The organism is Cupriavidus sp. BIC8F (genome assembly GCF_032465815.1).
Taxonomy (GTDB): Bacteria; Pseudomonadota; Gammaproteobacteria; order Burkholderiales; family Burkholderiaceae; genus Cupriavidus; species Cupriavidus necator.
Genome location: NZ_CP136095.1, coordinates 2605504 through 2628825 on the forward strand (window position 1 = coordinate 2605504; position 23322 = coordinate 2628825).

Annotated in this window: 24 protein-coding genes and 1 pseudogene; 13 read left to right on the plus strand and 12 right to left on the minus strand. The window is 66.1% G+C overall.

Features of this window, described 5'->3' with window-relative positions; all coding sequences use genetic code 11:
• Window positions 1-48 precede the first annotated feature (48 nt).
• Window positions 49-759: a DUF899 domain-containing protein gene (locus RS901_RS32015; RefSeq protein ID WP_316154660.1), complete on the plus strand. Its 711-nt coding sequence runs from the start codon at window positions 49-51 to the stop codon at window positions 757-759.
• Between the two features lie 19 nt (window positions 760-778).
• Here the strand turns inward: RS901_RS32015 and RS901_RS32020 are convergent, their stop codons facing one another.
• The gene (locus tag RS901_RS32020; protein WP_316154661.1) at window positions 779-1153 is read right to left on the minus strand and encodes a VOC family protein; all 375 of its coding nucleotides are present in this window, start codon (window positions 1151-1153) and stop codon (window positions 779-781) included.
• A 330-nt stretch (window positions 1154-1483) separates the two neighbouring features.
• Between RS901_RS32020 and RS901_RS32025 the strand changes: the two genes are divergently transcribed.
• Window positions 1484-1963, plus strand: a complete 480-nt coding sequence (locus tag RS901_RS32025) for an SRPBCC domain-containing protein (protein ID WP_316154663.1) — start codon at window positions 1484-1486, stop codon at window positions 1961-1963.
• Between the two features lie 131 nt (window positions 1964-2094).
• On the opposite strand, the gene RS901_RS32030 is transcribed toward RS901_RS32025, so the two are convergent.
• On the minus strand, window positions 2095-2994 hold the full coding sequence (locus RS901_RS32030; RefSeq protein ID WP_316154664.1) for a LysR family transcriptional regulator: 900 nt from the start codon (window positions 2992-2994) through the stop codon (window positions 2095-2097).
• Window positions 2995-3139: 145 nt separating this feature from the next.
• Here RS901_RS32030 and RS901_RS32035 point away from each other — a divergent pair, with 145 nt between their 5' ends.
• Together RS901_RS32035 and RS901_RS32040 are read left to right on the plus strand one after the other, a co-directional pair.
• Window positions 3140-4162: a tripartite tricarboxylate transporter substrate binding protein gene (locus RS901_RS32035; protein ID WP_316154665.1), complete on the plus strand. Its 1023-nt coding sequence runs from the start codon at window positions 3140-3142 to the stop codon at window positions 4160-4162.
• 46 nt (window positions 4163-4208) lie between these two features.
• Window positions 4209-5384 (plus strand): M20 aminoacylase family protein, encoded by a 1176-nt coding sequence (locus RS901_RS32040; RefSeq protein ID WP_316154666.1) that lies wholly within the window; start codon window positions 4209-4211, stop codon window positions 5382-5384.
• Between the two features lie 323 nt (window positions 5385-5707).
• Here RS901_RS32040 and RS901_RS32045 read toward each other — a convergent pair whose 3' ends face one another.
• From RS901_RS32045 to RS901_RS32070, 6 genes are all read right to left on the minus strand, one after another.
• Complete coding sequence (locus RS901_RS32045; protein ID WP_316154667.1) at window positions 5708-6862, minus strand: IS110 family transposase; 1155 nt, start codon at window positions 6860-6862, stop codon at window positions 5708-5710.
• A 79-nt stretch (window positions 6863-6941) separates the two neighbouring features.
• Complete coding sequence (locus RS901_RS32050) at window positions 6942-7178, minus strand: hypothetical protein (protein WP_316154668.1); 237 nt, start codon at window positions 7176-7178, stop codon at window positions 6942-6944.
• A gap of 135 nt (window positions 7179-7313) precedes the next feature.
• On the minus strand, window positions 7314-7919 hold the full coding sequence (locus RS901_RS32055) for a TetR family transcriptional regulator (RefSeq protein ID WP_316154670.1): 606 nt from the start codon (window positions 7917-7919) through the stop codon (window positions 7314-7316).
• Window positions 7920-7932: 13 nt separating this feature from the next.
• Complete coding sequence (locus RS901_RS32060; RefSeq protein WP_316154672.1) at window positions 7933-8310, minus strand: nuclear transport factor 2 family protein; 378 nt, start codon at window positions 8308-8310, stop codon at window positions 7933-7935.
• 21 nt (window positions 8311-8331) lie between these two features.
• Entirely contained in the window at window positions 8332-9117 is a 786-nt protein-coding gene (locus RS901_RS32065; protein ID WP_316154674.1) for an SDR family NAD(P)-dependent oxidoreductase, read from the minus strand.
• A gap of 39 nt (window positions 9118-9156) precedes the next feature.
• On the minus strand, window positions 9157-10029 hold the full coding sequence (locus RS901_RS32070; protein WP_316154677.1) for an alpha/beta fold hydrolase: 873 nt from the start codon (window positions 10027-10029) through the stop codon (window positions 9157-9159).
• A gap of 126 nt (window positions 10030-10155) precedes the next feature.
• Between RS901_RS32070 and RS901_RS32075 the strand changes: the two genes are divergently transcribed.
• The 9 genes from RS901_RS32075 to RS901_RS32115 all read left to right on the plus strand — a co-directional run bounded on the left by RS901_RS32075 (window position 10156) and on the right by RS901_RS32115 (window position 19204).
• A complete protein-coding gene (locus RS901_RS32075) occupies window positions 10156-10944 on the plus strand; it encodes an SDR family oxidoreductase (protein ID WP_316154679.1) in 789 nt (262 codons plus the stop codon).
• A gap of 136 nt (window positions 10945-11080) precedes the next feature.
• Window positions 11081-12643 carry a DUF1302 domain-containing protein gene (locus RS901_RS32080; RefSeq protein WP_316154681.1) on the plus strand — a complete coding sequence of 521 codons (1563 nt, stop codon included), beginning with the start codon at window positions 11081-11083 and terminating at the stop codon, window positions 12641-12643.
• Window positions 12644-12711: 68 nt separating this feature from the next.
• On the plus strand, window positions 12712-13494 hold the full coding sequence (gene dmpE, locus RS901_RS32085; RefSeq protein ID WP_316154682.1) for a 2-oxopent-4-enoate hydratase: 783 nt from the start codon (window positions 12712-12714) through the stop codon (window positions 13492-13494).
• A 45-nt stretch (window positions 13495-13539) separates the two neighbouring features.
• Window positions 13540-14448 (plus strand): acetaldehyde dehydrogenase (acetylating), encoded by a 909-nt coding sequence (locus RS901_RS32090; RefSeq protein WP_316154683.1) that lies wholly within the window; start codon window positions 13540-13542, stop codon window positions 14446-14448.
• Between the two features lie 10 nt (window positions 14449-14458).
• Entirely contained in the window at window positions 14459-15484 is a 1026-nt protein-coding gene (gene dmpG, locus RS901_RS32095) for a 4-hydroxy-2-oxovalerate aldolase (RefSeq protein WP_316154684.1), read from the plus strand.
• 92 nt (window positions 15485-15576) lie between these two features.
• Window positions 15577-16569: a 5'/3'-nucleotidase SurE gene (gene surE, locus RS901_RS32100; RefSeq protein WP_316154686.1), complete on the plus strand. Its 993-nt coding sequence runs from the start codon at window positions 15577-15579 to the stop codon at window positions 16567-16569.
• A gap of 11 nt (window positions 16570-16580) precedes the next feature.
• Window positions 16581-17243, plus strand: a complete 663-nt coding sequence (locus RS901_RS32105) for a hypothetical protein (RefSeq protein WP_316154687.1) — start codon at window positions 16581-16583, stop codon at window positions 17241-17243.
• 235 nt (window positions 17244-17478) lie between these two features.
• Window positions 17479-18666 (plus strand): cellulose synthase complex periplasmic endoglucanase BcsZ, encoded by a 1188-nt coding sequence (gene bcsZ / locus RS901_RS32110; RefSeq protein ID WP_316154689.1) that lies wholly within the window; start codon window positions 17479-17481, stop codon window positions 18664-18666.
• Between the two features lie 130 nt (window positions 18667-18796).
• On the plus strand, window positions 18797-19204 hold the full coding sequence (locus tag RS901_RS32115) for a hypothetical protein (RefSeq protein WP_316157339.1): 408 nt from the start codon (window positions 18797-18799) through the stop codon (window positions 19202-19204).
• A gap of 839 nt (window positions 19205-20043) precedes the next feature.
• On the opposite strand, the gene RS901_RS32120 is transcribed toward RS901_RS32115, so the two are convergent.
• The 4 genes and pseudogenes from RS901_RS32120 to RS901_RS32135 all read right to left on the minus strand — a co-directional run bounded on the left by RS901_RS32120 (window position 20044) and on the right by RS901_RS32135 (window position 23200).
• Window positions 20044-20340 carry a hypothetical protein gene (locus RS901_RS32120; protein ID WP_316154690.1) on the minus strand — a complete coding sequence of 99 codons (297 nt, stop codon included), beginning with the start codon at window positions 20338-20340 and terminating at the stop codon, window positions 20044-20046.
• 64 nt (window positions 20341-20404) lie between these two features.
• Window positions 20405-21957, minus strand: a pseudogene (locus RS901_RS32125) (IS3 family transposase).
• Window positions 21958-21990: 33 nt separating this feature from the next.
• A complete protein-coding gene (locus RS901_RS32130) occupies window positions 21991-22284 on the minus strand; it encodes a hypothetical protein (RefSeq protein ID WP_316154691.1) in 294 nt (97 codons plus the stop codon).
• Window positions 22277-23200, minus strand: coding sequence for a hypothetical protein (locus RS901_RS32135; RefSeq protein WP_316154692.1), 924 nt, complete (start codon window positions 23198-23200; stop codon window positions 22277-22279). Before RS901_RS32135 ends, RS901_RS32130 begins: the two co-directional genes overlap by 8 nt.
• Window positions 23201-23322 lie beyond the last annotated feature (122 nt).

Genomic DNA, 23322 nt, shown 5'->3' on the forward strand with positions numbered 1-23322 from the left:
TCACATTCCCTGGCCATTCGCGATAGCTATCCTGGCAGGAGGACCGACATGAACACCACTGCAAAACTCATGCCGTCATCAGAGCTGGCGCAACAAAACCCCGTCCGGTTTCCCAATGAAAGCGCGGAGTACCGCAAGGCGCGCAATGCGCTGCTCGCGGAGGAGATCGAGCTGCGGCGCCACATTGAGCGCGTGGCCGAACAGCGCCGCGGCCTGCCCGCGGGCGGCGAGGTGACAAAGCGCTATACCTTCCAGGGAGAACGCGGTCCGGTCACGCTGGCCGAACTGTTCGGTGACAAGGACACCCTGGTCATCTACAGCTATATGTTCGGACCTCAGCGGGAACAGCCTTGCCCCATGTGCACGTCGGTGATGGCGTCGTGGGATCACAAGGTTCCGGACATCGAGCAGCGCGTGGCGCTGGCGATGATCGCCCGCTCGCCCATCGACCGCCTTGTCGCCGCCAAGAAGGCGCGGGGCTGGACTAAGCTGAAGGTCTATGCGGACGTTGATGGCGATTTCACCCGCGACTATGTCAGCGCCGAGGATGCCGACGTCCCGGCCTACTCGGTCTTTACGCGCCGGGACGGCAAGATCCGCCATTTCTGGAGCAGCGAGATGTACGCCCTCTCGGCTGACCCGGGTCAGGACCCGAGGGGCGCGCCGGACCTGGATCCGCTGTGGACTCTGCTGGACACCACGCCGGAGGGCCGAGGGGCGGACTGGTATCCGAAGCTGGGATATCCGGACGGGAAATAATCCTCCCTCGATGGAAAGGTCAGGCCTCGGGTTGGTGGCAAACCACTTCGATGTTGTGCCCGTCCGGGCCAATGACGAACGCTGCGTAGTAGTTGGCGTGGTAATGCGGGCGCAGACCGGGCGCACCATTGTCTTTGCCACCGGCCTCCAGAGCCGCGCGATGGAAAGCTTCGACTTGCTGGCGATTCTCGGCCGTGAACGCCAGGTGTAGATGCGCCGGCTTCTCCTCGGTCTGGAACAGGCACAATGAAGCCTTACCCGTTGGGCAAAGCTCGACACCGTACGTCGGCGGCCCCTCCGAGGCAACAGCTACGCCGAGCGGTTCGAGTGCCTTGAGGAAGAACGCCTTGCTCGCTGCATAGTCGCTGACTCCGAACTTGACGTGGTCAAACATGAGTTCTCCTGAAGTGTGTGGGCCTGCGCGCGGCCCGACGTTTGCGAGAGACCGCTCTTCCTCAAGATCCGCGCCCCACCCCGGAGTCTGACGACGAACCAAAAAAAATGCCAGCCATCCCGGATGGCCGGCACCAAGCTCACAGCAGCTGGAGACTGAGACCCCGCCGCGCGTCGCCGCCGGACAGCGCGCCCTCGGGGCAAGCATCAATCTGCATGACCCCGACAACATCGCCTTCGTCCACCCGGACTCGTCCGTTCGGGGTATGCAAAGCCCACACGCACGGCTCTAGTGTGTCCCTTCCCAATGACTTTCATGAAGGAGGGGCCAATGGCCAAAGCGGAGAATCTCGTGACGTCGATCCAGGTGGAAATCGACGCGCCGGTAGCGCTGGTGTGGGAAGTGCTGACCGACTTTGCGCGCTACGCGGAATGGAATACGTTCTGCCCCGGGCTGGAGACCACCGGCCGGCTCGGCGACATGGTGCACATGCAGGTGCGCATCCCGGGCACCGACCAGGTCATCCCGGTCAACGAGTACCTGGTGGCGTGGGAACCGGAGCGCCTGCTCTCGTGGGAGCAGCGCCCCACCGACGAGAACAAGGATGCCGCCCGGCGCGACCAGTACCTGGAAGCCGCCGGGCCCGGGCGCACCCGCTACTTCACCACTGACCTGTTCCTGGGGCTGAACGCGGAGACCATCATGCGCGAGCACGGTGCCTGGGTGAAGCAGGGGTTCGACCAGGTGGCACGCGACGTCAAGGCGCGCGCGGAAGCGCTGAATGCGCAACGGCGGGCTGGCCGATGCTGACCAGGGAAGTGCTGATCAACGAGGTTTGCACTATGTAGCACAAGCCAATGGCCACGCGTAACAGCAAGGACTTCGAAGGTCCCGGCATCTTTCTGGCCAATCCAGGGCTGGATTGACAGGCGGCAGCGCCGCTACTCCCGCATCCTCTCTGCCATGAATGCCCGCAGCATCTCCATCGCGGGCGTCTCGGTCCGTCCCTGCAAGGTGATCAGCGCGAATTGCGCGCTGGTGTGCAGGGGCGGCGTCAATGCCAGCTCCACCAGTTCCCCGCTTGCCATGGGCTCGCGCGCGGCGGCGATGATGCCGAGGAACACCGCATCGGTGATGCGGGCCGCTTCCACCAGGCTGGAGATCTCCTCGCAGCGCAGCGTGACCATCTGGTCGGGATGGGCGCGTGGCCCGAAGTGGGCGATCAGGATGCGCGCCACCTCGTCCGACAAGGGGCTGGAAGCGATCGGATAGGCCAGCAGATCGTCGAAGCTCACGCGGCGCAGCTTGCACAACGGATGGCCGCTGCGGCAGATGAAGCCGGCGCGCAGGTCCGGCAGCCGCTCCACGCGCAGGTCGGGGCCCGGCACTAGCGAGCGCAGATCGATGACCACGCCGTCAAGCGCGCGGGCGCGCAGCTGCTGAAGCTGCAGATTGGTCGCGCCGCGCGAAATGGTCAGCCTGACCCTGGGATGATGCCTGGCCATATGCACCAGCAACGGCGTCATCAGCATGGCGCCCGGCCCGGATCCCAGGCCGATGCGCAGCGTCCCCGCCTGGCCGGCCTGCAACGCCAGCGCGCTCTGCCTGAGCTCGCCAGCCTCGAAGGCGATGCGCCGTGCCCTTTCCAGCGCCAGCTGCCCGAACGGTGTTAGTTCGTTGCGCTTGCCGATGCGGTCTACCAGTGGCATGCCCAGCTCGGCTTCCAGGGCCTGGATGCTGCGGCTGAGTGCCGGCTGCGTCAGATGCAGCCGCGCGGCAGCCTGGCTGAACGAGCCGGTCTCCGCCAGCGCGATCAGGTGCTTGAGCTGAATCAGGTTCATTACCGTCCTCGCATGCAATCTTGTAATGATAATGAGAAAAATGATGCATTGGACATCAGGTTGCCGCCTTCCTAACATGGCTGCAAGCCGTGCGTCCCGCCGGGGCAAACAAGACAGACGCGGCATCCATGATCAGGAGACGACGATGACCCTCACACAATGCCTGCGCCGCCCGCTGGCGAGACTGACCGGCGGCCTGCTTGCCGCCGTGCTGGCCGGCGCAACCGCAACCGCGGGGGCGACCGGGGCGGCGGCCGCATCCTATCCCGCCAAGCCGATCGCACTGATGGTGCCGTATCCCGCCGGCGGCGCCTCCGACGCCATCGCCCGCGTGCTGAGCCAGCCCGTCGGCAAGCAGCTCGGCCAGACCGTGCTGGTGGAGAACCTGGGCGGTGTCAGCGGCGCCATCGGCGCGCAGAAGGTGCTGTCGGCGCCGGGCGACGGCTACTACCTGTTCCAGGGCTCTCCCAACGAAGTGATCCTGTCTCCGCTGGCCAATGCCGCGGCCAAGCTGCAGGCGGAGGACTTCCAGCTGGTGCAGCCGATTTCCACCGCGGTGCTGGCACTGATCGCACGCAAGGACCTGGAAGCCAACTCCGCGGACGAACTGATCGCCCTGGCGCGCAGCCGCAAGGACCAGCCCCTGTCTTACGGCAGCGTGGGAGTGGGCTCGCTGTACCACATCCTGGTCGAGCACATGCAGCAGCTCACCGGCACCAGGATGACCCACGTCCCTTACAAGGGCGCGGCCCCGCTGGTACAGGACCTCGGCGGCGGCCAGCTCGACTTCGCCATCGTGCCGTTCAACGCCGCGCTTGGCGCGATGGCCCAGCAGGGACGGCTGAAGCTGCTCGCCACCGCGGGCGCCACCCGGGCGCCGCTGTTGCCCAATGTGCCCACCATCAGCGAAGGCAAGCTGCTGAAGAACTTCGCCTTCACGATCTGGACCGGCTTCATGGTGAAGAAGGGAACCCCGCCCGAGGTGGTGCAGCGCCTGAACCTGGCGCTCGGCAATGTCCTCAAGGATCCCGCCGTGCGCGCCGGGCTGGAAGCCCAGATGCAGATCGTGGCCACGCCGATGACGCTGCAGGAGGCGGCCCGCTTCTACGAAGGCGAGACGGCGCGCTACCGCGGCCTGGCCAAGGCCATCGGGCTGCAGCCGCAATGACGCAACGCCAACGCCATCGCATCTAGAGAGAGAGGAGCGAAAACCCATGCACGCCATCCTGGAATCGCTGCGCTCCCGCGCGGACAAGTTCGTTGCGCTGCGCCGCGACATTCACCAGCATCCGGAACTTGGCTTCCAGGAGCACCGCACCAGCGACGCCGTGGCCGAGCGCCTCGCCCAATGGGGCTACGACGTGGAGCGTGGGCTGGGCGGCACCGGCGTGGTGGGCAGGCTGCGGCGCGGCAGCGGCACGCGCCGGCTCGGCCTGCGCGCCGACATGGACGCCCTGCCGATCGGCGAGGCGACCGGCCTGTCCTACTCCAGCAGCCATGCCGGCGTCATGCATGCCTGCGGGCACGATGGGCACACCGCCATGCTGCTTTGCGCCGCGGAATACCTGGCGCAGGAAGCGCAGTTCTCCGGCACGCTCAACCTGATTTTCCAGCCAGCCGAGGAAGGCATGGGCGGCGCCGTGCGCATGATCCAGGACGGGCTGTTCGAGAAGTATCCCTGCGACGCCGTCTTCGCCATGCACAATATGCCCGGCATCACGCAGGGACGGCTGGTGCTGCGCGACGGTCCCACCATGGCTTCGTCGGACTACGCCACCGTCACGGTCAGAGGCGTGGGCGGCCACGGCGCGCTGCCGCACCGGGCAGCCGATCCGCTGGTGGCCGCCGCCGGCATCGTGTTGGCCCTGCAGACCGTGGTCTCGCGCAACGTCGACCCGCTGCAGATGGCAGTGGTGACTGTCGGCGCCATGCATGCCGGCAAGGCCAACAACGTGATCCCGCAGGAAGCCACGCTGGAAATCAGCGTGCGGGCGCTCGACCGCGACGTGCGTGCCACCCTGGAGCGGCGCATCAAGGCCCTGGTGCAGGCCCAGGCGGAAAGCTACGGCGTGCGCGCCGAGATCGATTACCGGCAAGGCTATGCGGTGCTCGTCAACACTCCGGAAGAGACGGAATTCGCGCGCCAGACGGCGCTCGCCTTGCTTGGTCCGGACAAGGTCGTGCCGCAAGGCCCGGCGCTGCCCGGCAGCGAGGACTTCGCCTTCATGCTGGAGCGCTGCCCCGGCAGCTATCTGCTGATCGGCAACGGCGATGGAGACAGCGCAGGCGCCTGCATGGTGCACAACCCCGGCTACGACTTCAACGACGACAACGTCGCCATCGGCGCAGCCTATTGGGCGCTGCTGACGCAGCGCTTCCTGGTCGACTGAGGTTGCAGATCGCTTCTATGGGAAATAGTTTGTCAAGTAGCGGCAAGCCTTCTACAAAGATTCAGATCATAAAAAGTCCTCGATGTCGGGGCTACGTGGCCTCGACTAACTTGAGGGGGACGGCTGGTGCGCACGTGAGACATCGACGTCTCACCGACTTCTATCCGCCGGTAGTACCGGCCTCATCCTGTATGCGCGTGGCGCCGGATAGTGCAATCCGGGAGATGTGCCCCATCTAATTATCGGCCGCGCTAAGCAGGCCTGCGATCTGCACGGGCACAACTCATCTCACCCTCGAGTGTTAAGCGACATCGCAACTGATGTCATGCCGGTTTGAACTGGGCCCCGTCGGGGATGATGCCCTCCTTTAGGTAACGCCATAGTGCGATCACGAGGCGCCTGGCGAGCGCGACGATGGCAATGCGGCGGGCACGGCGGTTGGGCCCGGTACCTTGGGTTCGCTCGTTGAACCATCGTGTAAGCGCGCTGCCAGGCTGGTATCGGAGCCAACCCCAGGCCATCTCGATAAGCTGAACCCGTACCCGTCGATTGCCTTGCTTGCTAATACCCTGATCGACGCGGCTCTGGCCGCTGTCGTAGGGCTGGGGCACGAGTCCTACGCACGCGCCGAGCTGTCGGCGGTTGCGGAACTGCCGCCAAAACAGTTCGAGCATAAGACGCGATGCACCAATGTCACCCACTCCCCTCAAGCGCTTGAGCCAGGTGATTCGCTCACGTACCGGCTCGGGTAGGCGGTCGTGAAGAGTACGCTGGAGATCCTTGAGTTGCTGCTCGGCGAGTTCCAGGCGATGCGATTCACGCAGCAACCGTTCGCGCAGTTCGTCTGGCAACGGGGAGCCGTCGTGGCAGGTCAGTTCGCCGCTAGCGAGCCGCTTGGCGAATGCACGGTGGTCAACCTCGTCCCAACAGCCAACGGTAACAAGCAGTTTGCGCATGCGGTCGCGGTGCTGCATGACTTCCTTTTGCAGTTGTCCGCGATCGCGAATCAGATGACGCGACGCTTCATCCTGCAGAGAGGGCGCACGTACCACCCGCATACGGTCTCGCTCGCCATGTAGCCACGCACGTAAATTGGTGACGAGCTTGATCGCATCGAGGCGGTCCGTCTTCGCACGCCGCTTGTGGCGCTCCACCGGGATGCTCGCGGCATCGACCATATAACAGTCGATGCCGCGCGAGCGCAGCGACCGAAGGATCCAGAATCCGTCCTGTCCAGCTTCGTAGCTAACAACCACGCGCACATGCGAAGGCAGCGACCACTTGCGCTTTTGCTGCTCGATCAACTCAAGGACGGCCTGCAGTCGAAGAGCGGCTTGTAGAGCGCCAACCGAGTGAACCGCGGGTCTCTCCCTGAGGCCGTCGTGAAGTGCAACCTTCCATTGTGCGGCCGACAGTTCGAGAGATACCGCCAGGATGGCGTCTTCAGCATGTAGTTCGGTAGCGTGATCGGCGTCCATGATGCCCTCCATTGAGCAAGCCCGTGCCCCATCAATCCTACTGCTAGCCGTCTTGGCGATCCCTTCCCCTACATAGGATCTATTTCGGAGGTCTCTGGCTTAGCACCACCAGCGCCGCAGTGCCGCGGCTGCGCACGCAGGCTTCGTCGCAATGGTCCTGCGCCGCGTCGGCGGAGGCCATGCTGACAGCGGGCATCTCGTCCTGGCTGCCATGCGCGGTGGCAAGGCCGCCACCCACGGCAAGCGCCCAGGCCGCGCCCATTGCGGCGCCGGCCCCGGCCAGGCCTGCCGCCCAACGAAATCCGAGCCGCCTCATCGCTGTCTCCTCCGCACCCTTGCCGGGTTTCCATGCTTTTGAAAGCATCGTAGTCAGCGCCGGCCCGAAACGCTTCGTCCGAGCAGACTAAGGGGTATCCCGCAGCAGCACCGGATCGAAAGTGGCGCCGGGCCCTCAGGAAGAGATGGTGGACAGAGCCGGATGCGGCGGCACATCAGGCCCTTGATACAACCGGGCCAGCGATCCGGCACAGCCAGACAACCCGGACGGCGCCAGGTGCATGGCATGCGCGCTAAGCAGGCCCCACAGGTGCGCCATCAGCAGGCTGGACAGGCCGGGCGCCGGCAGCAGGTCCGCCAGGGTTTCACGCAGCGTCTCGACGCCCGCCAGCACGCGGGCGCGCAGCGGGCAAAGCTCGCAGTCGTCGCCGCACTTGTGCTGCAGCAGGGCCGCCAGCAGGCTGACGTGGCGCGCCAGGTCATCGCCATGGAGCAAGGCGGCCAGCGCCTGCTCCAGAGTGCCTGGCCCGCTGCCGGCGCGGCCCTGCGCCAGCGGCGCGAGGCGCGCGGTGAAGTCGGCTTCGGCGCACGACAGCAGTGCGCCCAGCAACTCGGTGCGGGAATGGAAATGCCCATAGACGGCCCCGCGCGTCATGCCGATGGCGCGGGCCACGTCGTCCACGGTGACGCAATGCAGGCCGCGGTGCCGGATCAGTTGCAGCGCGCTGGCCAGGATGCGCGCCCGCGTGACGGCGGCATCCTCGCGGGTGTGACGGGCCATGGGCGCGGCCGGCCTACAGGAAATGCACGTCGTCCGGCCCCCAGTGGGCGCGCATGCTGCGGATGCGGCCATCCGCGCCGAACGTCATGATGTCGGTCACGTCGATGCGGGCCGGCCGCCCTTCCAGGCGGGCGTGCACGGCAAAGGTCAGCGCGGCGGCGTCGCCGTGCGAACCGCGCGGCGGCGCCACCACCTCCAGGCGCGCGCCCAGCGCGGTGGCGTGCTGGTAGAAGGCCAGGATCGCCAGCTTGCCGGCGATCGGCTGCGCGCCGACCGGGTCTTCGACGGTGGCATCGTCGGCGTAGAGCGCGGCAACGCCCTGCGCGTCACCGGCATTGAAGCGATCGACATAGGCGAGCAGCGTGGCTTTCATCGCGGCGCTATCGGGCATGGGTGTTCTCCTCTGGTTGTTCTAGCGTGCGGTGTAGCCGCCGTCGATCACCAGCTCGGCGCCGGTGACATAGCGCCCGGCGTCGGACACGAGGTACAGGATGCCCGCGGCGATGTCGCGCGGCTGGCCCACCTTGCCCGCAGGGGTCTGCCCGCCCAGGTAGCCAAACAGCGCCTCGCCCTGCCCCGAGGCCTGGGCCACGTGTTCGAGCATCGGCGTGCGGATATAGCCGGGGTGGATCGAGTTGGCGCGAATCCCCTTGCCGGCGTAGAGCATGGCATCGGTCTTGGCCATCATCCGCACCGCGGCCTTGGACGCGTGATAAGGCGGCACGTCCGGCCCGCCGGCGATGCCGTACATTGACGACACGTTGACAATGGCACCGCCGCCGGCGCGCTCCATGTGCCCGATGGCGTGCTTGGTGCACAGGAAGGTGCCGGTCACGTTCACTGCCATGACCTGCTGCCATTGCTCCAGCGCCAGCTCATGGGTCGGCGCATTGGGCCCTTCGATGCCGGCGTTGTTCACCAGGATGCCAAGGCCGCCGAAGCGCGCCGCGATCTCCGTGAACACGCGCGCCACGTCGCTTTCGCTGGTGACGTCGAGCTTCCAGAACGCGGCCTCGCCGCCTTCGGCGCAGATGGCTTCGGCAGTGATCTTGCCGTCGGCTTCCAGTACGTCAAGCACCGCGACCTTCGCGCCGGCCGCTGCCAGCACGCGGGCGGTTTCCGCGCCGATGCCGCGCGCGGCACCGGTGATGGCGGCAACCTTGCCGCGCAGGTCGAACAGGCTATACGGGTATTCCATGATGTCTCCTGGGTCTTGTTGTGTGGGCGTGCGAGCCAATTATGCCGCGCCGAGCTGGGCGGTATCCGCCAGGAAGCCGAGACATTCACGGTTGAAATAAGCGGCGTGCTCAACCATCACCCAGTGGCCGCAGCGGTTGATCATGACGAAGCGCGCGTCGGCGCAGCCGGCCAGGAATTTGGTGGCGCCCGAGGCGGGATTGAACTGGTCTTCCGTGCCCCAGAAGCCCAGCACCGGGCACCGGATCTCGCCCAGCCGCGCGGTCAGGTTGGGCACCTTCATGGTGGCCAGCACCTCGCGCGGCTGCTCGCGGCACACGGCCATGCGCTCTTCGACCAGCGCGTCGGTGACCAGGCTGGCGTCGTGCACCAGCAGTTGCAGCAGCTGCCGCATGGTGTCCGGGTTCATGTGGCCGCCGGTAAACAGCGACACCATGCGCTGGATGCCCTCCATCTGGAAATAGGTCTCCCGCTCTTCCACGCCGCCGGGCGCCATCATCACCAGGCGGCTGACATGCTCCGGGAAGTCCAGCGCGTATTGCAGAGCGACGGCGCCGCCAAGCGAATTGCCCACCAGCACGCAGCGCGGCAGTTCCAGTGCCAGCAACTGCTCACGCAGCGCGGCCACGAAGAAGTCCAGGGTGTACTCGACTTCGTCCGGCTTGGACGACAGACCATACCCGGGCAGGTCCACCACCACGGTGCGAAAGCCCGCCTCGGCGAAGGCCGGCGCGTTGTGGCGGAAGTTGCTGTGCCCGCTCGCACCCGGCCCGCTGCCGTGGATAAAGACCACCGGCTCGCCGCTGCCGGAGTCCAGGCAGTGCAGGCGCAGGCCCGTTGACGTGGTGGTGAAGCGCCCGACCGGCAGGTTCGGGTGTGGGGACAAAGGCGTGTGCTGTGACGTAGCGGACATGAGGGCGTCTCCCGTGGTTTGCCCAGCATATTGCGCAGCGCCGCCACCCCGGGCATCGTTCATTCGGACTACGAGCCGGACGGCCACTTCTCCTACGATGGGCGCTCCATGCATCAAGGGGGACCCATGACAGGATTCAACTACACCGGCCAGACCGTGCTGGTCACGGGCGGCATGCGCGGCATCGGCCGCGCCATCAGCGAGGCCTTCCTGCGCGCCGGCGCGCAGGTCTTCGTGTGCGGCCGCACCGCACCCGCTGACGACAGCGAACTGCCAGCCGCGGATGGCCGCAGCGCCCGCTTCATCGCGGCGGACATCCGCGACATCGAACAGGTCGATGCCATGCTGGCGCAGATCGCGCAGGCCAGCCCCACGCTCGACGTGGTAATCCACAACGCCGGCGGCTCGCCGTTCGCGCTGGTCGCGCAGGCCTCGCCACGGCTGCTGGAATCGGTGATCCGGCTCAACCTGGTGGCGCCGCTGCAGCTCGCGCAGCGCGCCAATGCACGCATGCAGCAACAAGCCGGCGGCGGCACGCAGCTGTTCGTGGGCAGCGTCAGCGCGCTGCGTCCTTCGCCCGGCACGGCGGCCTATGGCGCCGCCAAGGCCGGCATCCTCAACGCGGTGCGCACGCTCGCGGTGGAATGGGCGCCCAAGGTGCGCGTTGCCGCGGTCAGCCCGGGCATGGTGCTGACCGACACCTCGCAGCAGCAGCACTACGGCGACCCCGAGGCGTTGCGCACCATGGCCGCGACGGTGCCGCTGGGCCGGCTCGCGCACCCGGACGACATTGCCAGTGCGTGCCTGTTCCTGGCATCGCCGCAGGCGTCGTACGTGTCGGGCGCCAACCTTGTGATCGACGGTGGCGGCGAGCGCCCGGCCTTTCTCGACGCGGCTTCGGTCAATCGCGGCTGAGCGGCTGCCCGTAGGGAAACCGCCTAGTCCGTTCTGCCGATTTGTGCATGGCTGCCCCTCTCTACGCTTGCGACCAGGCGAGCGCCATTCGAAGTGCCAGGCAATGAACCAACACCGACACCACGGGGAGACCACCATGCACCATCCACCATCCGGCCCACTGAAACGCCGCAACCGGCTGCGGCCAATCGCTGCCGCGGCGGCACTGGCCGCGCTGCTTGCAACGCCTGCCAGGGCGGGCGAAACCATTGATCTTGGCCATGACACCACGCTCGACTACAGCGTCACCGCCTCCTACGGGGCGGCGGTGCGCACCGGCCACCAGAGCAACACGCTGCTGAGCCCGGCCAACATCAACGGCGACGACGGCAACCGCAACTTCAAGCGCGGCGACATGATCGCCAACCGCGTCTCGCTGCTGGGCGAAGCGCATGTCAAGCACGATGCCTTCGGGGCGCTGGTGCGCGGCAGCGTGTTCCAGGACTGGGCCTACAGCGGCACCAACTCGAACAATGCGCCGTTCACGGTCAACCACAGCGGCCCGTTCAACCAGTTCACCGGTTCCGCTAAGGACTATCACGAGCACCGCGCGCAACTGCTCGATGCCTATGTCTATGGCGCGACGCCGATCGGCAGCACGCAGCTGAGCTTCAAGCTGGGCAACCAGGTGGTGGCGTGGGGCGAGAGCCTGTTCTTCGCCAATATCGCCGGCGCGCAAGGGCCTGCCGATGCGACCAAGGCCTTCGTGCCAGGCGCCGAGGTCAAGGACATCCTGCTGCCGGTGCCACAGGCTTCGCTGCAGCTGCAGGTCACGCCGGCATTCAGCGTGATGGGCTATTACCAGTTCACCTACAAGCCGAACCAGATCTTCGCACCGGGAAGCTATTTCAGCACCTCCGACGTGGTCGGCCCGGGCGCGGAGTTCATCATCGGACCCGGCTTCAATATCCCGCGCGGCCCGGATATCCGCCCCTCCGACTGGGGGCAATGGGGCGTGGGCGCGCGCTTCCGCGTATTTGAAAGCACCGAGATCGGGCTCTACCAGCTGCGCTATCACGACAAGAACCCGAGCGTGGTCACCTCGCTCTTCCCCACGCTGCAGTACCAGCAGAAGTTCTACGGCGGCATCAACCTGACCGGCGCCAGCTTCTCCACGCAGGTGCTGGGCGCCAACGTGGCCGGTGAAGTCAGCTACAAGGACGGCGTGCCGATGCTGGTGGACGTGGCCGGCTCGCCCACCGCGACGCGTGGCAAGGCGCTGCAGGGCCAGCTCTCTGCGATCTATTCGGTGGGCCCGACCTTCCTGGCCGACTCGCAGACGCTGCTGGGCGAAGTCGCCTACCTGCACGTGCTGGACGTGGACCCGGTGATGGGCTTCAGCAAGCTGTCGAACACCCGCAACTCGGCGGCGTTCCAGGTGGGCTGGTCGCTGAACTACAACAATGTGTTCGATGGCTGGGACATGTCAGTGCCACTCACCTACGCTCAGCAGTTCAGCGGCCAGGCGGCAGTGGCCGGCGCCTTCGGCACGCTGATGGGCTATGGCGACAAGCGCGCCAGCGTGGGGCTGACCTTCAAGTACCTGAACAACCTGGAACTCAACCTGACCTACGCCGCGTTCATCGGCGGGGCCAACATCGCCAACCGTCCGCTGGCTGACCGCGACTACGTGGCCTTCAACGCCAAGTACTCGTTCTGACCTTTGTCCTGACCCGAACTGCCGCGGCGCGCTGCCGCCGCGGCAGCGCGGCCCGACCCTCCCCTGCCATGAACGCCGACCTGATCACCACGCTCAGCAATGAACTCCACCATGCGCTGGTCACGCGCTCGCCGGTGCCGCCACTCAGCGGCCGCGGACTGGGGCTCGACGTCCACGCTGCCTATCGCATCCAGCAAGGCTTTATCGCCCACCGGCTGGCGGCCGGCGACCGCATCACCGGCAAGAAGATCGGCGTGACCAGCGAGGCTGTCCAGCAGATGCTGGACGTGCACCAGCCGGACTTCGGCATCCTGCTGCAGAGCATGCAGTACGCCGCCGGGCAGCCCATCCCCACCGATACCCTGATCCAGCCGCGCGCCGAGGGCGAGATTGCCTTCTTCCTGCGGCGCGACCTGCGCGGCCCGGGCGTGACGCGCGACGATGTGCTCGACGCCACCGAAGCGGTGGCGGCCTGCTTCGAGATCGTGGATTCGCGCATCCGGGACTGGCGCATCCGCATCGAGGACACCGTCGCCGACAACGCCTCTTGCGGCGTCTATGTGCTCGGCGAGGAACGCGTCAGCCCGCACGCGCTGGACCTGGGCGCATGCGCGATGACGCTTGAGAAGAACGGCGAGTGCGTGGCCACCGGGCTTGGCAGCGCCGCGCTGGGGCACCCCGCCGACGCGGTGGCGTGGCTGGCCAACACCCTGGGCAGCTTCGGCATTCCCCTGCTGGCCGGCGAGACCATCCTGTCGGGTTCGCTGGCTGCGCTGATTCCGGTGCAGGCGGGCGACCGGCTGTCCATGCATATCACCGGCATCGGCAGTTGCAGCGCCGTGTTCCGCTGACTTCCAAGACTTTCCTGACTTCCTGACTTTGCCAAGCGAGACCCCATGAACAAGATCCGATGTGCCCTGATCGGGCCCGGCAATATCGGCACCGACCTGCTCTACAAGCTGCGCCGCAGCGACATCCTGGAACCGGTCTGGATGGTCGGCGTGGAGCCGTCCTCCGAAGGCCTGGCGCGCGCGCGCGAGCTGGGGCTGAAGACCACCAGCGACGGCATCGACGGCCTGCTGCCGCACCTGGAGGCCGACGATATCCGCATCGCCTTCGATGCCACCTCCGCCTACGTCCACGCCGAGCACTCGGCCAAGCTGACCGCGCGCGGCGTGCGCGTGGTCGACCTGACGCCGGCGGCGATCGGGCCGTTCTGCGTGCCGCCGGTCAACCTGGACGCCCATATCGGCAGCAACGAGATGAACGTCAACATGGTCACGTGCGGCGGGCAGGCCACCATCCCCATGGTGTATGCGGTATCGCGCGTGCAGCCGGTGGCCTATGGCGAGATCGTGGCGACGGTGTCGTCACGCTCGGTCGGGCCCGGCACGCGCCGCAATATCGACGAATTCACGCGCACCACGGCGGGCGCGATCGAAGCCGTGGGCGGCGCGCGCCAGGGCAAGGCCATCATCGTGATCAACCCGGCCGAGCCGCCGCTGATCATGCGCGACACCATCCACTGCCTGACCGACGATGCGCCCGACGTTGCCGCGATTACCGCCTCGGTGCACGACATGATTGCCGAAGTGCGCAAGTACGTGCCCGGCTACACGCTGAAGAACGGCCCGGTGTTCGACGGCAAGCGCGTCTCGATCTTCCTGGAGGTCGAGGGCCTGGGCGACTACCTGCCCAAGTATGCCGGCAACCTGGACATCATGACCGCCTCGGCCGCGCGCACCGCCGAGTGCATCGCCGCCGCCATGCGCGCCGGCAGCGCGCAAGAAACCGCCAACGCCTGAGGAGCCTGCCATGGTCCAACGCATCACCCTGCACGACATGACCCTGCGCGACGGCATGCACCCGAAGCGCCACCAGATCTCGCTGGAACAGATGAAAGGCATTGCCCGCGGGCTGGACGCCGCCGGCGTGCCGCTGATCGAGGTCACCCACGGCGATGGCCTGGGCGGCGCCTCGGTCAACTACGGCTTCCCCGCGCACAGCGACGAGGAATACCTGCGCGCGGTGCTGGGCGAACTGAAGCAGGCGCGCGTCTCCGCGCTGCTGCTGCCCGGCATCGGCACCGTCGACCACCTGCGCATGGCGCATGAGATCGGCGTGCATACCATCCGCGTCGCCACCCACTGCACCGAGGCCGATGTCTCGGAGCAGCATATCGGCATGGCGCGCAAGCTGGGCATGGATACCGTGGGCTTTCTGATGATGGCGCACATGGCACCGGTGCAGACGCTGGTGCAGCAGGCGCTGCTGATGGAGAGCTATGGTGCCAACTGCCTGTATGTCACCGACTCGGCCGGGCACATGCTGCCGCACGATGTCACCGAGAAGCTGGGCGCCGTGCGCCAGGCGCTGCGCCCCGAGACCGAGCTGGGCTTCCACGGCCACCACAACCTGGCCATGGGCGTGGCCAATTCGCTCGCCGCGATTGCCTGCGGCGCCAGCCGCATCGACGCCGCCGCGGCGGGACTGGGCGCCGGTGCCGGCAATACGCCGATGGAAGTGCTGGTGGCCGTGTGCGAGCGCATGGGCATCGAGACCGGCGTCGACGTATACCGCATCGCCGACGTGGCCGAGGACCTGGTGGTGCCGATCATGGACCACCCCATCCGCATCGACCGCGACGCGCTCACGCTGGGCTATGCCGGCGTGTATTCGTCCTTCCTGCTGTTCGCCAAGCGCGCCGAGGCCAAGTACCGCATCCCCGCGCGCGAGATCCTGGTCGAGCTCGGCCGGCAGCGGCTGGTGGGCGGGCAGGAGGACATGATCGAGGATACGGCGATCACGCTGGCGCGCGAACGGGGTCTGCTGGTGCCGTGACGGTGCCGCCCCGGCTTCGATCTAGCCTGGCGGCGCCGCTGCGCGGCCGGGCACTGCTTTCACCACGCATAAGAATAAGGAGACAGGTTCCCATGCTTCGACTTCGCGCCCGCCTGCGGCTCGCTTCCCTCGGTATCGCGGCCGCGGCACTGGCTGCCGCGGCCAGCCCCGCCCAGGCACTCAATGTGCTGCTGACCAATGACGACGGCTGCGCCGCGCCTGGCATCAGCGCGGTCCGCAAGGCCCTGCAGGACGCCGGCCACCGCGTCATCACGGTAGGCCCGGCCAGCAACCAGAGCGGCTCGGGCGCTGCCTATGCCGTGCCCGACGGGCGCACCCGGCTGGTGGTCGATCCGCTCGCCGGCAGCGCCGACACGTTCTGCGTGCACCGTGTCAAGACCACCTTTGTCGCGGGCAGCGCGCTCAATGCCACCAACCCGGACTACCTGGGCAGCGGCTCGCCGGTGGACGCCACCGCCATGGGCCTGAAGATCGTCGGACCGGAAAGCAGCTTCGTGCCGGACCTGGTCGTCTCCGGGGCCAATTTCGGCGAGAACCTGTCGGACTCCATCCCGCACTCCGGCACGGTGATGAACGTGCTGTTCGCCGCGCGCCGCGGTGTGCCCGGCATTGCGCTGAGCGTCGGCGTGGACTTTGCCGAAGCACGCACCGGCTTCGGCAGCACCGTGGCCGCGTTCCCCAAGGCCGGGGCCTTCCTGGCCCGCGTGATTGCCAGCCTGGAAGCCACGCGCACTGCCGGCCAGCCATTGCTGCCGGTGGCCCACCCGCTGAGCATCAACTACCCGGTCGTTGCCGGCGGGACCCCTGCCGGCGTGCGCCTGACCACGCCGGGCACGGTGGATTCCTTTACCACCGCCTACAAGCGCAATGCCGACAACACGGTATCGATCGACGTGGGCGCGCCGGAGACCGAACCGGCAGCGCTGGCGCGGATTGCAGAGACGCCGGCCTTCCTGGCCAAGTTCATCACGATCTCGCCGCTTGACGTTGACTTCCGCCCGACGCCGCTGGCGCGCGGCCTGTTCAACCGCTCGCGCCGCGAGCTGGCCACCCTGGCACCTTAGGCGGAGCAACCATGGGCAAGGACCTTCGATCCTGGCGCCACCTCGTGCTCGCATGCGGGGTCGCGGCTGTCGCAGCATGCGGGGATGACCATGCGCCGGAAGTGGGCGGCACGGCTGCCGTCGGCGCCGCGCTGGCAGGCGCTGCCGTGCAGTTGCGCGATGCGCAAGGGCAAGTACGCAACGCAACCACCGATGCAAAGGGCGCATTCCGCCTGGCCGAGGTGCCGGGCGGCGCGCTGATGGTGCGCTGCGAGGGCGGGCTCGCGCAGAGCGAGCCGAACCGCCTGCGGCTGCATGGCCTGGTGCTGGGCGGGCGCACCGTGAACTGCTCGCCGCTGACCGAGCTGGCGTTGTGGAAGCTGCTGGGCGGGCCGCCGGGCCAGGCGTTCGACAGCTTCGGACAGGGGCGCGCCAGGGACCTGTCTGCCGACGCCATGGCCGAAGCGGAGTCCTCCGTGCTGGCCGCGCTGGCAACAGGTGCCGGGGTCGATATCGACCCCGCTGCCGTACCCCGGCGCTGGCATGACACACCGCTCGAGGCCGGCAATGCCAGTGATCCCCATGATGCCGCGCTGGATGCGCTGCGCGACGCGATTGCCGACCAGGCTTCCATGGACTTCATGGGCGAGATGGTGGCGCGCGGCGTGTGCGTGGCCGACGGAACCTGCGGGTGAGGCGGTTGCCGCTGCGCCGCCAACAGGTAGCCTGAAGCGGCCGGTTTGCCAACCGCAAACGCCGCCCCCTTGCCAAGGGGCGGCGTTTCTGCTTTTTTATATCACCCCCGAATCTTTTTTTAGAACCGGAGGAAATGTGGCTCGCGCGGTGCTTTTCGGGCATATGGGCAAGTGGACCGGCTGTCGCTGTTCTGGACGCTCGGCAAGCTGGCGGCACGGCGCAACCGGAGCTGACATGCGGCGCACGCTGACGGGCCTGACCCGATGGCTGCTCGCCAGTGCGCTGGCCTGTGCCTCGCTGGCCGCCCCGGCTGCCAGCGCCCTGGTCTGCAAGTGGGCGGACTGGGATGCCTTCAGGCAAACCCTGCTGAGCGCCGACGGCCGCGTGATCGACTCCAGCACCGAGAACCAGGCCACGGTGTCTGAAGGCCAGGCCTACGGCCTGTTCTTCGCCCTCGCCGCCAATGACCGCGCCAGCTTCGACAAGCTGCTTGCCTGGACCGAGAACAACCTCGCCCAGGGCGACCTGATCGCGCATCTGCCGGCCTGGATCTGGGGACGGCTGCCGCCGGAGCAGGCCAAGTCTGCCGGCAAGGCCGCGGACAGCTGGGGCGTGATCGATGCCAACCCGGCCTCGGACGCCGACCTGTGGATCGCCTACACCCTGCTGGAGGCCGGCCGGCTCTGGCAGGAGCGGCGCTTCACCGCGCTCGGCACGCTGATGGCCCGGCGCATCCTGTGCGAGGAAACGGCGGTGCTGCCGGGACTGGGCCGCACCGTGTTGCCCGGAACGCGGGGATTCAAGCTGAGCGAGCACCGCTGGCGCCTCAACCCAAGCTACGTGCCGATGCAGGTCATGCGCCGGCTGGCCACGCTGCTGCCCGATGAACCGGCCTGGCAGCAACTGGTGGCCAGTTCGGCCAGGCTGATGCTGGACACCGCGCCGCGCGGCTTCGCGCCGGACTGGGTCGAATACCAGCCCGGGCGCGGCTTCCTGCCCGATGCGCAAACGCACGCCGAAAGCGCCTACAACGCGATCCGCGTCTACCTGTGGGCCGGCATGCTGGCCAGCGACGAGCCCCGGCGCGCCGCGCTGCTGCGCACCTTCACGCCGCTGGCGGACTACGTGACGGCCAAGGGCTTCCCGCCCGAACGCGCCGATACGCAGACCGGCCAGCCCGGCCTCAACGCCGGCAACGGCGGCTTCTCCGCCGCGGTGGCGCCCTACCTGGCCGCGCTCGGCCGCGCCGACCAGGCCAGCGCGCAAGCGCGCCGCACGCGCGAACTGGCGCAGCGCGAGCCGCCCGGCTACTACACGCAGGTGGTGACGCTGTTCGGCCTGGGCTACCTCGACGGCCAGTTCCGCTTCGCGCGCGACGGCGCGCTCGTCCCCACATGGGAGACCGGATGCCCCGCGCGCTGACAGGCGCTAGCGAAGAAGGCGCACGGAGGCTGAGGCTGGCATGGCTGTCAAGATAGCCTGCGAAGCGCCGTAATCGCTAGAATGCGCATTAATGCGCAGCGGTGCGCGTTGGTCTGATTCCGGAGCCGGCATGGAACCCCTCTCTTTTGAATTCGTCACCGTTGAGGAAGCAAAGAAGGTACTGGACGGAGCGCCGCCATTGCAGGCCGAGCCTGACTGGAGCGGCGTGCGGCGCCCGCCGTCGCCGGAAGATACCTTGCTTTCAGATGTCGCCATGCGGTGGCTGGCGTCGCTGCCGGCCGAGGCGCGCCCCGTGGAGCTATGCCGCCGCTATGCGCGCATCGGCAACCAGCTGGCTGCGCTTGCTGCCAATCCGGCGGCGCTGCATGCCTTCCTGGTTGAGCTGCTGATCGATAAGCGGGGTGGGCGGCAGGGGTTTCCGGATGGGATTGCGTTTGAATTGTCGCGGTTGCATGAATATGTGGTGCGACTGTTGCCTGGGTCTGGGGAGCAGGGGTGGCCTGAGTTGGCGGATTGAGGTGGGCTGGGGGTTGTACGCCGTGCGTTCGCTTGTCGCCCTTGGCGGGCGTGGCGCCGGCGTAGCCGGCGAGTCACTTTCTGTCCGAGCGACAGAAAGTAACCAAAGAACGCGTCGCCTTAGCGGCTGGCAATAAATTACGCGGCGTAGGTCATATGGGCGGCGGTGCTTGCCGTTTGGATGTGGTCGCGGATCGACCCTGCTAACGCCATGTGAGTGTGGGACAGTGCCTGCGATAACCGGCTTTTGAACGATCCCCAAGTCGGGCGTTGGCCCGGGCCCGTGCTCTCCAGCGATATCGCATCAACGCCTTCGGCTGCGCTTCGCGCAAGCACCCAATGACCGTCAGCGCATTTTGAGCCTGCGCAGCAGCCGTAGGCGTCCCCGCGATGCGGCTGGCAGTGGCCCGCGCTCTCGAGCGATATCGCATCAACGCCTTCGGCTGCGCTCCGCGCAAGCGCCCAATGACCGTCAGCGCATTTTGAGCCTGCGCAGCAGCCGTAGGCGTCCCCGCGATGCGGCTGGCAGTGGCCCGCGCTCTCGAGCGATATCGCATCAACGCCTTCGGCTGCGCTCCGCGCAAGCGCCCAATGACCGCCAGCACATTTTGAGCCTGCGCAGCAGCCGTAGGCATCCCCGCGATGCCGTTTGCAGCAGGCGGCCTACGCCCTGCATGGGGATCGTTCAATAGTGGGTTAACGCAGGCACTGGCCCACACTCACATGGCGTAGCAGGGTCGAACGTGTAACAGCGCGCGGCGATTGGCATGATTTTGCGCGCTGATTGGCATCGCGCGACTACCGCCTTAACGCTCAAAACAGCGTCGCGGCGGCATCGCCTTACTTCTGCTCCCCACCATGGTCATTGAGGTCCTTATCCTGGCCATCATGGTCGTGCCGCAGCCGCTGACGGAATTTTCCATACTGCCTCAGAATCTGTTGCTCAGCTGCCTCGATGTTGGCCTGGGTCTGTACTGCTTCCGCCGGAAACAACGTCATTACAACGATCACAACCTGCCAGAGTGTCAGCCCAGCAAGCAGCACGAAGGATAGTCCGCGGCAAAGTGTCAGGTACGGTGTGACAAATGGCAGTTGTTTGATGAGGGGAGCAACTATCCCGATCAGCAACAGAATCACCAAAAGGATCGTCGAGTGAACGGCCGGCGTTAGCGGCGGTTGTCAAGATAGTTGACGCGTCACTTCATGCGGACTGCTTTAGTTCTTGCGGCTGCATCCGTTCCGGATTGAGCCAGACTTCATTCTCCAGCTCCCAATTGCGCGTCGATCGAGACCAACGCTGCGGATTGCGCGCCTTGGCCTCCGCGTACACGGCCTTGCGCTGCGCAAGCACAGCAGCGGCTACACCGTTGTGGCGCTGCGCCGGCGTGACGAATTTCAGGCCGCTGTGTTTGTGCTCGTGGTTGTACCAACGCACGAACTGCTGCGTCCAGGCACGGGCCTCATCGACACTGCCGAACGGCCTGCGTGGGTAGTTGGGCCGGTACTTGCAGGTGCGGAACAGCGACTCGGCGTACGGGTTGTCGTTGCTCACGCGCGGCCGGCTGAACGACGCCGCCACTCCCAGGTTTTCCAGGGTGGCGAGCATCGTCGCGCCTTTCATCGGGCTGCCGTTATCCGAGTGCAGCACCAGCGGACGTCCCGCCAGGCTCTCGGCCAGACTGGCACGCCGCATCAGCAGTGCGGCCAGTTCCGCCGATTCCGCCTCATGCACTTCGTGACCGACAATTTTGCGGCTGAACACGTCCAGCATCATGTACCAGTAGTAATACCGCCCCTTGACCGCCGACGGCAGCCACGTGATGTCCCACGACCAGACCTGGTTCGGCGCCGTCGCACAATGACTGGTCACCACCCGAGCCGAGGGTTGGCGCGCACGACCCCGGTGGTGCTGCTGCGAAACGCTGCGCAGCACACGGTAAAAGCTCGACTCCGACGCGAGGTACACGCCGCGGTCGGCCAGACCCGGCACGATCTGGCTGGGCGGCAGGCTGGCAAACTCCTCACTGATGGCAACCTCAAGAATCTGTTGCCGTTCGGCGTCGCTCAGTTTGTTGCCCGGTTCCGGCCGCACGGTCGTCGTGCGGCGATCGGCCGGCACCGCGTCGCCGTCACCCACCCAGCGCTGGAACGTGCGCAGGCTCAGGCCCAGTTCTTTGCAAGCCTTCTCCAACCGGCAGCCGGACTGCGCTGCCTCGCGGATCAACGATATACATAACAGGCGATCCGGGACGTTGATCAATCGTCCTCTTTGTCTCCCCAGATCGCCTGGGCTTTTTTTCTCAGAATCAGCAGCGCAGCCGCTTCCGCCAGCGCTTTCTCCTTGCGCTGTAATTCCTTCTCGAGCTGGTGGATGCGTTTCCTGTCGTCTTTCGACTGATGCCGCTGCTCCCGCGCCTGCTCCGCAGCGTTCGCATTGGCTGCCAGACAGGCGGCCCGCCAGGCGGCGATCTGTTCGGGATAAAGACCCTTGCGCCGGCAGTACTCGGCCAGCTCCGCTGCATTGAGCGGGGCGGTTTCCAGCACTACCGCAAACTTGTCTTCCGAAGACCATCCTTCGGGATTCTTCCCATCGCCCGGCACGACCAGCCCCTTTCCTTTCGCCTGTCGGCGCCACGTGTACAACGTCTGCTCGGTAATCCCCGTTTCCCTGGCCAGCGCTGAAACCAGCACGTTTTCTGGCGGCATCATGCGGCGCACCAGCGCTTCTCTTCTCTCTGCTGAGTAGGCTTTCATTTACCCTGATTTTACCGCCCCCGGACCTCGTCTCTAAGAATCAGGTGACGTGACATCTATCCTGACGCCGGGGGTTAGCAGCATCCCCATGTTTGGCCCGGCGGACTTCTTGCTGGCGTCTTCCCTGAACGTCAGCTTTAGCCGCTCAGGGTAGATGATCGCCAGCCATGCGCCTACGACTGCAAAGATGATCGAAGCAGTATTGCGCAACGCCTCGAAGAGCGGCCATTGCTGAGCGAATGGAATGTTCCTGCCGTACACATAGCCGCCCACGCACACCGCGATCGAAAACAACGCGTAGAGGAGGAGGAAGGCCTTCCTAAGCATCGTTCCTTAGCAGACGAAGAATGGCCGCCCGACGGGCATGTAGGGCGCGAGAAAGTGACTCCAAGTTCACGGTGGCTTCAGTGTCACGCTCAATGTCGAGTTCGAAATTCTCGCTTGCGAGGGATTTGCCCACCCAGTACTTCTTGTTGGGCTCGCCCTGGAAGACGAAGCCCATATCATCCCACGCGGTAGTGCCCGGGTCCTCGCTTTCGCCCGCAATCATTTCTCGCAGCTCGTCGAGCGTCGGCGTGTATTCGAGCTGAACGTAGGCTGCCTTATTGAGAAAGACCTGGTTTGGGGCGGCTCGGCCACGAAGAAATTGCACAATGTGCTGGAGGGTGCCGCGATCAGCGCGATTGGTCACGCTTAGATGTCCTCGACGAATCACTTTTCGGATCCGCGCATGATTCCGCAGGATATGCTCGATATGGCCGGCTTTTACGAAGGCACTTGTCCGAAACTTAGGGTAAACCTTAACAAGTGGTTCACCTTCGCCCTCGCTATACCCCACGATTTTCATCTCGCCGTCTACCTCTCCTTCGACCACATGTCCGCTTTCCAGGGTCAGAAAGCGCTCCACATAGCTACGCATTCCTTCTTGCCCGGATACGTTGTGCGTAAAGCGCACGCTTGCGATCACGTTGTGTTGGGGCACAGCCCAGAAGTAGGTTGCGTAGCCGGGGATGTCGTCGGCATGGATTGCATTCATGTGCACTTCTGCCTGGCCAACAACTGATCGCCTGGAAACAGAGGCCACGCCTCCCTCATGAGCTGGTACCTCGTTCCAGGTAGCAAATGTCCAGTCATGGCCCTCGCGGTGCATGCCGAACAGATAGACCGGCAACTCTGGGTCATCCCCGGCAGGGTCTAGCAACTTCGTCAGAGACAGCGCCGCCCCCTGAGACCATTCGGACATTTCCGTAAGCGTTTCCTCTAGCCCTCCGAACGCTGGGGCATCTGCACCCCAACCGTAGTAACCACACTGCCTGACCCGATGGAACGTAATCTTGACTTCTTCTATTGGCATTTACTGGCTCT